We start from the raw sequence: 13059 nt of genomic DNA, 5'->3' as shown, positions 1-13059 counted from the left end.
GGCGCGCAGCGCAAGAACATCTGGGTCTGCGACATCGACGGCGTGGTGCATGAGGGCCGCAACACGCTGATGGACCGCTGGAAGGCGGTCTATGCGCAGAAGACCAGCGCGCGCGTGCTGGCGGACGTGATCGGCGGCGCCGATATCTTCCTGGGGCTATCGGCACCCAACGTGTTGAAGCCCGAGATGGTCCAGTCGATGGCCGACCAGCCGCTGGTGATGGCGCTGGCCAATCCGAACCCGGAAATCATGCCGGACGAGGCGCGGAAGGCGCGGCCCGACGCGATGATCTGCACCGGGCGTTCCGACTTCCCGAACCAGGTCAACAACGTCCTGTGCTTTCCGTTCATCTTCCGCGGCGCGCTCGACGTCGGCGCCACCGGGATCAACGAGGAAATGAAACATGCGGCCGTCGAGGCGATCGCGCAGCTCGCGCGCGATCCGCCGTCGGATGCGGTGGCGCGCGGGTTTGACAGCGGCGAGACGCAAGGTTTTGGGCCGGGATCGCTGATTCCGAGCCCGTTCGATCCACGGCTGATCCTGCGCATCGCGCCCGCGGTGGCGAGGGCCGCGATGGAATCCGGCGTGGCGACGCGCCCGATCAAGAATTTCGACGAATATACCGCGCTGCTCGAACGCTTTGCGTTCCGCTCCGGCCTTGTCATGAAGCCGGTGTTCGCCAAGGCCAAGACCCAGCCGGTCCGCGTGATCTATGCCGAGGGCGAGGACGAGCGCGTGCTCCGCGCGACGCAGGTCGTGCTCGAGGAAAAACTGGCGCGGCCGATTTTGGTGGGGCGTCCCTCGGTCGTCGAGGCGAGGCTTAAGCGGTTCGGCCTCTCGATCAAGGCCGGACAGGATTTCGACCTCGTCAATCCCGAGGACGATCCGCGCTATCGCTCCTATGTGCAGACCTATATCGACGTCGCCGGACGGCGCGGCGTCACGCCCGAGGCCGCACGTACCGTGGTCCGCACCAACAACACCGTGATCGCAGCCCTTGCGGTGGTCCGCGGCGAGGCCGATGCGATGCTCTGCGGCGTCGAAGGCCGCTATATGAGCCATCTGCGCCACGTCCGCGAGATCGTCGGCTTCCTTCCCGGCGTCAGTGATTTCGCGGCGCTGTCGATGATGATCACCAGCAAGGGTTCCTATTTCATCGCCGATACCCAGGTGCGGCCCAACCCGAGCGCCGAAGAGCTCGCGGAGATGGCTTCGCTTGCGGCGATCCATGTGCATCGGTTCAACATGAAGCCGCGCGTCGCGTTCGTGTCACATTCCGACTTCGGCAGCTACGACAGCGACGCCTCGCGCAAAATGCGCCGTGCCACCGCGCTCCTGAAGGAAAAGCACCCGGAGATCGAGGCCGACGGCGAGATGCAGGGCGATACCGCGCTCTCGGCGGCTGCGCGCAAACTCGTGCTGCCGCATTCCAAGCTCGAAGGCGACGCTAATATCCTGATCATGCCGAGCCTCGACACCGCCAACGTCGCCTACCAGATGATCAAGACGCTGGCGGACGCGCTGCCGGTGGGACCGATCCTGATCGGCCCGGCACGCCCGGCGCATATCCTCACATCGGGGGTGACGGCGCGCGGCGTGCTCAACATGACGGCGGTTGCCGCCGTCGAAGCCCAGGAGTGCGCCGGCCGCCCGCAACTCGGCTAATTGAAGGCGGTCGCCTTCCGGGCGCAGGCGGATTCGATTTGATCGCGGAGAGCGGAACGACCATAATCGTTCCGCACAGGTCATGCTGAAAACATTGCGCTTCGCTTTCACGCCGACCGCGATCAATCCGGAGGAAATATTGATGCCGTCCGCCAGGTCCGCCACCACGTGCAGATGCGCAAAATTAGCCTCATCACCGACCGAGACGATCACCGCAGCATTGGCCTGGTAGGTGCCAGCGCCTTCGGCCGCCACAAAGCTTTCGACCACGGCCGCCTGCACGCCCGCGCCAAGCCTCAGATGCGAGCGCGTGAAGCTCGATGCCGACGATGTGGCTACGACATGGACGATTGCATCGGCCGGGACAGCACGGCGCCGGCGGCGACCGTGATGATCACGCCGTCGGTCACCATCGCGGCATTGAGCGAGATCACCGCATCCGTCGTCGCGGTCAGCAGCAGGTCGCCTCGCTCCTCGTTGGCCGGATTCTCCAGAACTTCACGCAGCGTGCGCACCTCGACGCCGTGGCCCAGCTCGGGGACGTCGGAGAGATCGCGCGCGAACACCCCATCGACCAGCACCAGCTTCGTCGCGCCTTCGATCGCCGTCTGCGCGACCGCGGCTTTCGCCCGCGCCAGCGCGGCGGCATCGGGCGCGGCAGCGGCGCCACCTCGCGCACCAGCGCACGCAGGTCCGTGTACTTCCACTCCTCGATATGCCGATGCGGCAGGTCTGCACGCTCATAGGCCTTGAACGCCTTGGCGCGCGCCTCCGCGACAGCGCCCGCGCCGGGCAACCGGCTGTGGGCATTGGCAAACACATTGCCGACCGCACGTCCGGTATCGGCTTTTGCCAGAACCAGGTTCATCGAAAGCTCCTTACGCGCTTAGGCCACGTCCTCGAACTGGGCGTACCCGGCGGTCTCGAGTTCCAGCGCGAGCTGCTGGTCGCCGCTCTTCACGACGCGCCCTTTCGACATCACGTGCACAACGTTAGGCACGATGTAGTTCAGGAGTCGCTGATAGTGGGTGATGACGATCATCGCCCGATGCGGCGAGCGCAGCGCGTTGACGCCATCGGCAGCTATCCTGAGCGCGTCGATATCGAGGCCGGAATCCATTTCATCGAGGATGCAGACGGCAGGCTCGAACAGCGCCATCTGCAAGATCTCGTTGCGCTTCTTCTCGCCGCCGGAAAAGCCGGCATTGACGCCGCGCTTGAGCATGTCCTGCGGGATGTTGAGCGACTTTGCGACTTCGCGCACCTTCTTAAGAAAGTCGGGCTTCGAGAACTCGCTCTCGCCACGCGCCTTGCGCTGAGCGTTCAGCGCGGTGCGCAGGAAGTTCATGGTGGCGACGCCAGGGATTTCGACCGGATACTGGAACGCCGGGAACACGCCCTTGGCGGCGCGCTCGTCCGGCTCCATCTCCAGGAGGTCTTCGCCCCGGAACAGGATCTGGCCATCGGTTACTTCATAGCCTGGCTTGCCCGCGATGACGTGCGACAGCGTCGATTTGCCGGAACCGTTCGGTCCCATGATTGCGTGCACTTCGCCCGGATTCACGGTGAGCGTCAGCCCGTGGAGAATTTCGCGATCCTCGACACGGACTTTCAGATCTTTCACTTCAAGCCATGACATATTATTTTTCCGTTTTCACCCCTCGTCCTGAAGAGCGCCGGCAGGCGCGTCTCGAAGGACGTGGCCACAATCTTTCCTCTCATCCTTCGAGACGGCCGCTGCGCGGCCTCCTCAAGATGAGGTCACTATCCAACCGAACCTTCGAGGAAGATCGAGATCAGCTTCTGCGCCTCAACCGCGAACTCCATGGGCAGTTGCTGCAGCACGTCCTTCACAAAGCCGTTGAGCACGAGGCCGACGGCTTCCTCCTGGCTGAGGCCGCGCTGGGTGCAATAGAACAGCACGTCCTCGGAGATCTTTGACGTCGTCGCTTCATGCTCGAAGATCGCGAACAAGTTCTTCGCCTCGACGTAAGGCACGGTATGCGCGCCGCATTTGTCGCCGATCAGGAGCGAGTCGCAGGCGGTGAAATTGCGCGCGCCGGTCGCCTTGCGGAGCGGTGACAAGCCCGCGATAGGTGTTCTGCGAGACGCCGGCCGCGATGCCCTTGGAGATGATCCGGCTGGTCGTGTTCTTGCCGAGATGGATCATCTTGGTGCCGCTATCGACCTGCTGGTGACCGTTCGAGATCGCGATCGAGTAGAACTCGCCGCGTGAATTGTCGCCGCGCAGGATGCAACTCGGATATTTCCAGGTGATCGCCGAACCGGTTTCGACCCGGGTCCAGGAGATTTTTGAATTGTTGCCACGGCAGTCGCCACGCTTGGTGACGAAATTGTAGATGCCGCCTTTTCCTTCGGAATTGCCGGGGTACCAGTTCTGCACCGTCGAATATTTGATTTCGGCGTCATCGAGCGTGACCAGTTCGACCGCGGCGGCATGGAGCTGGTTCTCGTCGCGCTGCGGTGCGGTGCAGCCTTCGAGGTAGCTGACGTAAGACCCCTTGTCGGCGATGATCAGCGTGCGCTCGAACTGGCCGGTGTTGCGCTCGTTGATGCGGAAGTATGTCGACAGCTCCATCGGGCAGCGCACGCCCGCCGGCACGTAGACGAACGAGCCGTCGGAGAACACCGCCGAGTTCAGCGTCGCGACGTAATTGTCCGAGGTCGGCACGACCGAACCGAGGTACTTCTGCACCAGCTCGGGGTGCTCGCGAATCGCCTCCGAGATCGGCATGAAGATCACGCCCGCGGCCTTCAGCTCCTTCTGGAACGTGGTCGCGACCGAAACCGAGTCGAACACCGCGTCGACCGCGATCTTGCGATTGGCCGACGGCTCGCCGCCGGGCGGGGGCTCGACACCTTCGAGAATGGCGACTTCACGCAGGGGGATGCCGAGCTTCTCGTAGGTCTTGAGGATTTCAGGATCGATTTCGTCGATCGAGGACAGCGTCTTCTTCGGCTTCGGCGCCGCGTAGTAGTGAATGTCCTGGTAGTCGATCTTGGGGTAGTTGACGCGCGCCCAGTCGGCTCGGTCATGGTCAGCCAGCGGCGATAGGCCTCCAACCGCCATTCCAGCATCCAGGCCGGCTCGTTCTTCTTCGCGGAAATGAAGCGGACGGTGTCTTCCGACAGACCCTTGGGGCCTTTTCCGATTCAATGACCGTCTCGAATCCATATCGATACTGGTCGACGTCGATGCGGCGCACCCGGTCGATCGTCTCCCGTACGGCTACCATTGCCCGCTCCGCAAGGACAACTCCGCCCATTTCCGACGAGGGCTGCGCCGTTCCTGCTTCGATGCATAGGCGATCGCGCAAGCCGCACGCAGTTCGAGGCCGGCGATCAGGCCAATCGGGCGACCGATCAGAGAAGTTACCGCCGCCGAGAGAGTCTCAATCTTGCTGCGCGTCACGGCCCCACTCATCGGCCGCTCTTCTATGCCTGCACGCATGTGTCGGGCATCGGGCAGACAACAGCGCATTGCGGCGCGTCAAAATGATCCTCGCATTGGGTGCACTTCTTCGGATCGATTACATAGATGTCGTTCTTGAGGCCGATTGCTGCGTTGGGGCATTCGAACTCACACGCGCCGCAGACGGTGCACTGGGAGGCGATTATCTTGTAAGCCATAAACTCCGATTCCTTGGGCGGGCGACGCGGGACGGCTTCTTTCTTTCAAGGCTCGTGCCAAAGGCCGAGCTTTGATTTATCTCGGCTATTTTCCTGTCTCTCGCGTGTCCTGGGCCAGACACCGTGTCGCGACCACGACACTCGGCTCACACGCACCTGATATGAATGCCGTACTTCTTGAGCGCGTAGCTGGTCTGGCATGGGGTTAACCCGAGGCGGCGAATCGCCTTCCGCCCGCGCCCAGCCCGACTTCTCCATGCCCGCGATAACGGTGTCGCGGTCGGCATTTTCGCTCCGCTCCCCGACGCTGATGCCATGGTAGAGGTCTGCGCGGAACTTGTTTCGCGCCACCGCCTTTGGAGATTGCGGTTAATGGCATCAGTGACAGTACGGCGACCTTGATAGTCTCTTGTCGCCGACGCGCTGGAGTCCCTGCTCCTGCAGGAGACAGAGCAGCTTCTGGAAGTGTGGCGAGATCTCACCGATCTCGTCGAGAAACGGCGTTGCCATCTCAGCCATTCGATATTCCTTGAGCGAGTTCAGCGCTCCGATGAAGACCTCTTCTCTTGGGCGGACAATTGCGATCCAGCACCGTCTCAGGCAGCGGGGGCGACAGCTCGTGCACGCGTGGCGACCAGTTCCTTGCCGGTCGCGGAACGCCCCGCAACAGTACGATCGTCTTGGACTTGGCAACGACCGCGATCTTCTCGATCTGGCCGCAGTGACGGTGCTGATGACGCTTGAAATGGACCTTCTTGCCGTCGCGGGTGGGCTTCAGCTCTGACAGCCTCTTCTGTAGCCCCGACCGCGGCGCCAACAATTGCCCGCAGTCGCGCGCGAGCAGGCAATGCAGCTTCACGGTTGGCCGACCAGATTGGCTATGATGGCTAGAGGGCGGCCGTCGGAATCGATCGATCGTCCAGCACCCGATCTACCCGCAACCGTTGCACCATTGCGAAGTGAACGATGCGCGCATCTTTGAACGCGCCGAGTGCATCCATATTGTCGGGGCCAAACACCGGATGTGCGGCGATCGCAAAAAACATTGGCCCTTATCTGCTTATTTCCTGCAAGGTTTTAGGCCAGCGTAAGCGACGCGATAGCCCTCGGACTTTTGCGCAACGTCGCGTTCGCAACAGATTGACGGATTTGAGACAAGCCGAGGGTTTGCTTTCGGACAGAAAGCGCGTGCTGCACGCCCGCCTGTGATCCGGCGCAAGATGGCCTTTCATGACGCGCTGTTTGCCGACACCGCGCAGATGGAAGATGTCGTCGGTGAGCGCGTCCATGATGCCATGCAGATGCTTAAAGCGGTTCGCGCCGACTGCAGTAGGCGGGGACAGGTCCTCGTCTCCATGTCGCAGACGAAACCCGACCGGGCAGGATCGGCATCGTCGACGGAGACGGATGGATCGATTGCTGCCGACGCCATTGCGAACCGGCTGGTGATCTAGGCGCGGAAACGCTTTGTCTACTCAAACTTCGCCGGCCGTTGGCGGGCGCCAGTCGAAATCGGCACGCGCATCTACAAGGATCTCGTAATCGGCCATCTCCGGCGTGCCGGTGGTGGCCTCGCGGGACGGTGTGCTGCGCGGCATCTCCCGTCACGGCAGCGATGTTCGTTCCGGTGTCAAGCTCTTGGAGATCGATCCGCGCGGCCGGTTGGCGCAATGGACTGGCATCGACAGCCGCGGCCGGGCGGCACAGGCTCCGAATTGACCACACAGCCTCAACGTCAAAGGAAATGTGGTTGCTAAGAGCCGTTCAAAGGCGGAACGCAGTTCAAGCAGGCGCTTCTCAACGACTTTTCGCTCCGCATCAGGCAGCTCGGTTTGAAGCAATCTACGACAACGCCAAATGTCGTTCCGCACGGATTTGATCTCACTTAAGCTATCATCAATCGAAGTCATCCCGGATGCCTACTCAGTTTGGAACTACTGACCAATCGTGCCATTCTTCAGCCAGGGGCAGTACATTTGCCTCGCGGCTCGATCGCGAATGATTCGGTGTGCGCGAGGCATGCATCGATCGATGCCACCTCATCGCAGCGTGTCTGTCGATAGAACGCTGCGGCTCGTCAGCAGCAGTGCAGTCAGGCCTGCTGAAACGAGGCCGCCGCGTGGCCAATCCCCCGCGTGGCGGCGGGCCGTTCTTCTCGTCCAGCTGCTTCAGCGCCGCCAGCATGTCGTCCAGATACAGTCGATGCAGGATAAGCGTTACCTCGCGAAGCGCCGGGGAGAATTGACCATACATATCCAAGGGCCATGACGATAGGATTACGCGCTTCTCGTCTGAAAAAAAGGAGGCATCGTTCAGCACATCTTCGGATGAACCGTAGTGCGAGTGCGATACCGGGTGGATTTTGGGCTGGCACTGTGGTGAGCGGCAAGGGAACTGACTGTACCGAAAACTTCGCGCGTTGAGCGACGCGGAGGCAGCCAGCGCATCGAATTCTTCTCTGGACTGGATGTCGACATGGACGAGACGATCTGGTGGTGGACGAAGGTAAAGCTGTTGGCTGATCGGGACGCCATCGAAAGAGCATCGAAGCCATTCCTTGGCCGGCTACGCGCCGCCCCCGGGGTGCCTGAGCGCTCCGGTCTTCCACTAAATGAACTGAGCTCCCCAAGAGCGCGATGAGGGGCCTGGACGCTCTCGACCAATTAGAAGTTGAGATCTATTCTGGCTTCCGAGCATCCTGGCCATCGTCGATGACTTCACGCGCGAACGTCTTGCTTATCGTTGATACGTTCGTCGCCAGTCTTGCGGGTCGCGCGCGAGCTCAACGCTGTGATTGCATTCCACGTTTGTCCAGCAATGATCGTCCCCCGCGGCACCGAGCTCACCAGCATGGCAACGGGCTGGTCGCAGCACCGGCAGATCGAGTGGCACTACATCCCAGCGAGCCGCAGTGATTCCTTCGTCGAACTGTCACATGACCTCATCATATCTCCTGTATTCGTCGGTGTGACCGTCCCCAACCCGACTGCCACACTCACTCGACGGAAGGGGCCATCGGGTGCCGAGTTCTATGTTTTTTTTTGGAAACACTGGCTGGGTAGGCCGGAGCCCGCATGAACACGTTCTATTTTGTGGAGTAGCATCATGACGCCTGCAAAATCCGCGCAAAATAAAGTATGTGCTGAGTTGAGCGGTGTTTTGGAGCATGCTGTCCGGATAGTGCCCGAAGCGAGGCGGACGTCTTCGTTGAAGGCATGCCTTGCCGTGAAGGTCTCAACTCTGGCCGCAGGGGGTGAATCGGATCCAACTATCTTGGCGCGTGTCGCGGTGCGGACAATGCAGGAATCCTGTCGTAGCTGCTACGGATGTGAAGGGTGGTGACCTGCGCGCGATATCTTGCGTATCGCCCGCGCACTTGAACTGCTTCACTGGCGGCCGAAGGCGGATTCGCCCCGGTAATCGGTCCCGCAACAGCGATGGTGTGATTTCCTGGGGTCGTCAGGATCGCTTTGGTCTTGGGTTCGCGGCCTCAAAGTCCAGATCATTTTCCTGCCGGCAGCGATTGCAAAGCTCGTCATCAATAATATGCGAAGGCGAGCGCTGGCGACAGAAGATCGCACTATCAGCGTGGCTTCTGCCGCGTTGATTGATCAGCGACGCAGTCACTCTCGCATTCGCGCCGATTAACCCGCTCTTGCAAATCTCGAAGCCTCTCAGTGCGATTGCCATCCATGTCGAACCAAAACGTCGGCTAGCTCGCCGCTGGCCTTGACGTCGACCAATTGCCCTCCCCTGCCCGCGTCCGGCAGCTGGTAGGTGCCGTGGGAAAGTCCTGCAGGAACGGCGAAACAGAAATCAGGTCGCTGCGTGATATGCCTCTGAACCGCTTACCGGGTGGGACGATTCCGGACGACTTACGGCCGGTTTGGCGGCGTCCAGGGCGGGGCAGAGTCGGCATCGTCACGCAACTCGTGCGCTGTGCGCGCATTCAAATCAACCAGTGACTCAAGGCCGCCGTAGATGTCTGGCGACGGGCCCTGGCAGACGACGACGGTCCGGCGAGGTTCCAGCGCCGGCGCAGACTGAGCATCGTCACGCAAATCGTGCGCTGTGGGCCCATTCAAATCAACCAGTGACTCAAGACCGCCGTGGATGTCTGGCGACGGAGCCCTGACAGACGGTCCGGCGAGGTCCAGCGCGGGCGCAGGGTGAGCATCGTCACGCAAATCGTACGGTGTGGGCGCATTCAGGTGAACCAGTGGCTCAAGACCGCCATAGATGTCTGACAACGGAGCCCCGACAGAAGGGTCCTGATCGCCCTCCATTGCGGCAAACCCGATTGCTCGCGGCCTTGCAACCCCAGCGCCTGGTCCGCGTCGACCGTTTGTAGGTAGTTCCGAAGGATCGCCAAATCCCCGTCCATTAGTGTTCGATTTCGACCCGATCCCCTGAACACCGTAACGTCTTCCTGAAACGCGTACTGGTGCCGCTGACTGCCGTTGAGCCGGCCAACGAGCTCCCCCTATTCTCCTTTTTCAGCCAGTCACTGAGCGCGCGAAGACGGGTAGCCCGCATATGAATAGGCCTCCTCTGCTCACCAGTCGAGGCTCCAACGTCGCGCGCGGCGTGCCACAACGCCTCGTTGATCAGGCGGGCATCTAGGGGATAGGGATCTAGGGCGCGAGGGGCTCGACCGAGTAGGTCGTCTAGCGTCGGGAGTGTCCCGGGCAGGAGCTTGTTCACCGACGACACGACACTCCGGGGACCACCACCATTGGTGATATAGTCCCGCATATCGGCCACAAGGGAATCGTGGTCAAGCCGGCCCGCTATTGGAGCCCTATTGTTCTAGCGAAGCCAGATGCTTAGATCTTGTACATCAGTTCGCGCGTTCGTGACGCAACGCTCGGGTACGCCTTTGTCGCGGGCTGCTGGCTTGGCTTCGCGAATAAGCGCCACGTCCTCCCCAAAAGGCCTGGCTGTAGCCGCGCCTGGGCCTGCCCGAGCCCGAACCGTCTCGCAGTCCGCTCACGCGCTCTTCAAAGCTGGCTTGCAGGCTCGCCGCCCCGATCCGCGGCATCCAAAAGCTGCTCCTGGTCGACACTCTGCGCGGGCCAGTGGGCGGCTGAACCCATTCCCTGCCAAAGCTCCGGCGCATCGAATCTGTCGGCCAGCACCGGGCCGCCCCGATCCGCGGCACTACCCAAAAGCTGTTCCTGACCGAAACTTTGCACGGGCGCATGGGCCGCCGGCCCTAATGGCAACCGCGAACTGCCTCCCTCCTCGCGCGAAGTGCGCTGCCCGCGCTCTCGCGGTACTCACGAAGCCTGTTCAACGCATAGATGAGTTTGTTGTCGCTCGGAAACAACCTCTTAGCGTGGCCGACCAGCGAATCGTGACCGAGATAGCAATCGAGGAAGGCCGGAGTGCTGCAGATAACTTGCGAAGATTGCTAGAATAATTTTCGGCGGTTTTCCGGTCGATCGCTCGACCAAAGCCTGCTTCGGCCGCCGCCCTGATGAGGCGGTCATCTTCTTTGGAAGCGCGATAATGTGTTGTAATGGGGCGAGCGGCGGCACCGGACTCACGATATCGACTAAGCATTGACAACGCGGGGACGATTACCTTGTCTTTCGGAAACAGCCGTTTAGCGCGATCGAGCAACGACTCGTCATCGAGCATAGCAATAGTTTGGCCAGAACGCTTGAGCACATCAGCCAATTTGCGAAGATGATGATCATAAATGCCGACGGTGACGGTGCTCGGCGGCGTCCCCCGATCACGGGCTGCATCGGCCGCTGCTTGGATGAGGCGATCGTTTTCCTCAGAGATATCGAAAACTCTCTGTCGGGATTAACGGCATCCATCTGAGGCAGCTCGTCCAAATGCTGCGCAAAATCCACTTGCTGCTGTTGCGGCTGTTGGACCGTGGAGTTGTAGGCAGCAAACTCTCTGTCGAACGGATTGATTTTGTTAAATGGGGCCATGTTCCCGTCCGATTGGAGCCGTTTCGCATATCTGAGCAGCGCGTTCGCTCTCGACCTCCCACGCTACTATCGTTAGCTTTTGAGAAGCTGACGCGGTTTAGAGAAAATAGAATATGAGCCAATGGCCAAAGCGTTCTTTCTGCGGGTGCAGCAGGATCGGTGTCTGCCGAAGAAAGGTTCCTATGAGCATGAGAGAGTTTTGAGTCGGGAAGGTGAAAGCAATTGCAACCTCCGTTTGCCGCTCCGCTAGCAGCCCAGTACGGGGCAGCGGATCGCCCTATGGCCGTGCCGGCCATCATGCTGAAGTCGAAATCAAAATGATGAGCCTTGCCCGGCCGATGCTTGCGCTGCGGCTGAGCTCGGTAGATCTTTCGGGTGCCTGGGCCGCAGGCGCCGCAGCGAGCCACGACGGCGAGCGCGACTAGAAAGGAGAGAGCCCTATCGCCCCCACGGCTCTGACATCCTGTAGTGGTACTGTTGCAGGCTACGAGTCGTCCGCTTCGTGGCGGAGGGTGGATCCGCGCCGCCGATGCAGGTTCGTGGGGCGCTCTCCTCCGCAGTGATGGCAGCTGAGCGGGAAGCGATCGAAAAAGTTTGGGCGTCAGTGGCATTCCTTCTCTGACTCGTCAGCTTCTCGAAAGCCGCCCCCCTTACAAAAATAGGACCGATGCACCTATGCTCGCGGGGAACACAATGAATATCGATACACCGAACACTGCAGAAGACTCCGTTCAAGCTTACGGTCTCCTGCGGCAGCATCAACGGGCGCCGGAACAGCCGGACGACCTGAGCGGACAAACCAGGTCACCAGCACACCCGTCCGCGGACCAAGCGAACTTTGAGCAGCAGCTAAGTGACCTTCGGCCAATCCACCAAACGTCTGATTCAGCTACCGCTTTGACAGATTCCGAAGTTGGATCGCCCTCGATCATGACGAAAGGCAATCTGGGAGCGTGCGCTATCCAGGAAAGCGAACGGTGCCCGGCCCCATCGTTCATCCGAGGGCGCGCCGAGCTTGCCGCATCACTGGCCGGAGCGAACGTTGAGGCGCTCAGGAACGAGATCAGGCTGGCTGAGCAGCGAACAGCACAGTGGCCAAGAACAACCGGATCTTCCGCGGGCAGTATCGATGGCGACCGCATTCTCGAGGACGTGTTGGCATCATCGTATCTGCCGCTACACCGTTTTCAGAACGAGGACATCGATTGCGAGCCGCTCCTAGAGAAGGAGGTGAGTGCCGTCGCGCATGTGCGTTCCTTAGCGGATTTGCGTGCTCACGCTAGCCCGCATGTTTCTAAGGCCGCTATCTGCTCGGACGACGAAAAGGGAGGACGAAATTGATATGGCGCGCCTCGCTGCATTGCACACCCAAGGCGTTACAGAGAGTGCTTTTGTGTCATTGTGCGAGGACCCCTCACGACTGCTCCTTTCAAAGGACGAGACCGAGCATGGCGCGAAGGCAATTGCAGAGAACGCTAAGAAGTTACACACCTACACGGTACCGAGTGTCACCGCTTGGCCGACCAAAAAAATCAACGGTATTTTAGAGCGCGGCCATGCTCCTGGAGATGAGGAGTTGCGAGTTTGGGTGAGGGGAATACCGACCGAGGAGACCGAGGTCTTGTTTCTGGGCGGCAATCTAGCTGACTATCGGACGGCCAGCGTAGATAATCCGAACACGGCTGACGCACTGCAAGATGGTCCGCCCGTCAAGAAAGCAAGGGTCAGCTCCGATGCGCCCGAGATGATACGGCATCATGACGGCCAAACTTGATCGCACTTGACGCGCGACTCA

The 13059-nt window shown here is 60.8% G+C and carries 12 protein-coding genes and 2 pseudogenes; 5 read left to right on the top strand and 9 right to left on the bottom strand.

Going from position 1 to position 13059, the window contains the following annotated elements:
* Positions 1-378 (top strand): annotated as a pseudogene (locus CP49_RS49320) (NADP-dependent malic enzyme); the annotation flags it as partial.
* A gap of 18 nt (positions 379-396) precedes the next feature.
* On the top strand, positions 397-1665 hold the full coding sequence (locus tag CP49_RS20735) for a phosphate acyltransferase (protein ID WP_420807627.1): 1269 nt from the start codon (positions 397-399) through the stop codon (positions 1663-1665).
* A gap of 335 nt (positions 1666-2000) precedes the next feature.
* On the opposite strand, the gene CP49_RS20730 is transcribed toward CP49_RS20735, so the two are convergent.
* The 7 genes and pseudogenes from CP49_RS20730 to CP49_RS44850 all read right to left on the bottom strand — a co-directional run bounded on the left by CP49_RS20730 (position 2001) and on the right by CP49_RS44850 (position 6362).
* Positions 2001-2372 carry a SufD family Fe-S cluster assembly protein gene (locus tag CP49_RS20730; protein ID WP_057852065.1) on the bottom strand — a complete coding sequence of 124 codons (372 nt, stop codon included), beginning with the start codon at positions 2370-2372 and terminating at the stop codon, positions 2001-2003.
* A 179-nt stretch (positions 2373-2551) separates the two neighbouring features.
* Positions 2552-3304, bottom strand: coding sequence for a Fe-S cluster assembly ATPase SufC (gene sufC / locus CP49_RS20725; RefSeq protein WP_057852064.1), 753 nt, complete (start codon positions 3302-3304; stop codon positions 2552-2554).
* A 125-nt stretch (positions 3305-3429) separates the two neighbouring features.
* A pseudogene (gene sufB / locus CP49_RS20720) lies at positions 3430-4922 on the bottom strand (Fe-S cluster assembly protein SufB).
* Positions 4916-5110 (bottom strand): hypothetical protein, encoded by a 195-nt coding sequence (locus CP49_RS20715; RefSeq protein WP_156438546.1) that lies wholly within the window; start codon positions 5108-5110, stop codon positions 4916-4918. Before CP49_RS20715 ends, sufB begins: the two are co-directional and overlap by 7 nt.
* A gap of 11 nt (positions 5111-5121) precedes the next feature.
* Entirely contained in the window at positions 5122-5316 is a 195-nt protein-coding gene (locus tag CP49_RS20710) for a 4Fe-4S binding protein (RefSeq protein WP_057852062.1), read from the bottom strand.
* A 378-nt stretch (positions 5317-5694) separates the two neighbouring features.
* Positions 5695-5835 carry a sigma 54-interacting transcriptional regulator gene (locus CP49_RS44855; RefSeq protein ID WP_156438545.1) on the bottom strand — a complete coding sequence of 47 codons (141 nt, stop codon included), beginning with the start codon at positions 5833-5835 and terminating at the stop codon, positions 5695-5697.
* A gap of 368 nt (positions 5836-6203) precedes the next feature.
* Positions 6204-6362, bottom strand: coding sequence for a hypothetical protein (locus CP49_RS44850; RefSeq protein ID WP_156438544.1), 159 nt, complete (start codon positions 6360-6362; stop codon positions 6204-6206).
* Positions 6363-6521: 159 nt separating this feature from the next.
* Between CP49_RS44850 and CP49_RS20700 the strand changes: the two genes are divergently transcribed.
* Complete coding sequence (locus CP49_RS20700; RefSeq protein WP_057852060.1) at positions 6522-6770, top strand: hypothetical protein; 249 nt, start codon at positions 6522-6524, stop codon at positions 6768-6770.
* A 21-nt stretch (positions 6771-6791) separates the two neighbouring features.
* Here CP49_RS20700 and CP49_RS48680 read toward each other — a convergent pair whose 3' ends face one another.
* On the bottom strand, positions 6792-6914 hold the full coding sequence (locus tag CP49_RS48680) for a hypothetical protein (protein ID WP_276326561.1): 123 nt from the start codon (positions 6912-6914) through the stop codon (positions 6792-6794).
* Positions 6915-10898: 3984 nt separating this feature from the next.
* Positions 10899-11264 carry a hypothetical protein gene (locus CP49_RS20680; protein WP_057852056.1) on the bottom strand — a complete coding sequence of 122 codons (366 nt, stop codon included), beginning with the start codon at positions 11262-11264 and terminating at the stop codon, positions 10899-10901.
* A 693-nt stretch (positions 11265-11957) separates the two neighbouring features.
* On the opposite strand from CP49_RS20680, the gene CP49_RS46155 reads away from it, so the two are divergent.
* Both CP49_RS46155 and CP49_RS46150 read left to right on the top strand, forming a co-directional pair.
* Positions 11958-12605: a hypothetical protein gene (locus CP49_RS46155; protein WP_197423165.1), complete on the top strand. Its 648-nt coding sequence runs from the start codon at positions 11958-11960 to the stop codon at positions 12603-12605.
* A gap of 1 nt (position 12606) precedes the next feature.
* Entirely contained in the window at positions 12607-13038 is a 432-nt protein-coding gene (locus CP49_RS46150) for a hypothetical protein (protein ID WP_057852054.1), read from the top strand.
* Positions 13039-13059 lie beyond the last annotated feature (21 nt).

This window comes from Bradyrhizobium valentinum (genome assembly GCF_001440405.1).
GTDB classification, from domain to species: Bacteria; Pseudomonadota; Alphaproteobacteria; order Rhizobiales; family Xanthobacteraceae; genus Bradyrhizobium; species Bradyrhizobium valentinum.
Note: the sequence above shows the minus strand (reverse complement) of the source record. Positions and strands in the feature narration are given on the sequence as shown.

Bases quoted from the DNA above. Each gene is read 5' to 3' on its own strand.
- CP49_RS44850 (WP_156438544.1), bottom strand. From the start codon at position 6,362: ATGTTTTTTGCGATCGCCGCACATCCGGTGTTTGGCCCCGACAATATG.
- CP49_RS44855 (WP_156438545.1), bottom strand. From the start codon at position 5,835: ATGGCTGAGATGGCAACGCCGTTTCTCGACGAGATCGGTGAGATCTCG.
- CP49_RS48680 (WP_276326561.1), bottom strand. From the start codon at position 6,914: ATGCCGCGCAGCACACCGTCCCGCGAGGCCACCACCGGCACGCCGGAG.
- CP49_RS20680 (WP_057852056.1), bottom strand. From the start codon at position 11,264: ATGGCCCCATTTAACAAAATCAATCCGTTCGACAGAGAGTTTGCTGCC.
- CP49_RS20710 (WP_057852062.1), bottom strand. From the start codon at position 5,316: ATGGCTTACAAGATAATCGCCTCCCAGTGCACCGTCTGCGGCGCGTGT.
- CP49_RS46150 (WP_057852054.1), top strand. From the start codon at position 12,607: ATGGCGCGCCTCGCTGCATTGCACACCCAAGGCGTTACAGAGAGTGCT.
- CP49_RS20715 (WP_156438546.1), bottom strand. From the start codon at position 5,110: ATGAGTGGGGCCGTGACGCGCAGCAAGATTGAGACTCTCTCGGCGGCG.
- CP49_RS20735 (WP_420807627.1), top strand. From the start codon at position 397: ATGAAACATGCGGCCGTCGAGGCGATCGCGCAGCTCGCGCGCGATCCG.
- CP49_RS46155 (WP_197423165.1), top strand. From the start codon at position 11,958: ATGAATATCGATACACCGAACACTGCAGAAGACTCCGTTCAAGCTTAC.
- sufC (WP_057852064.1), bottom strand. From the start codon at position 3,304: ATGTCATGGCTTGAAGTGAAAGATCTGAAAGTCCGTGTCGAGGATCGC.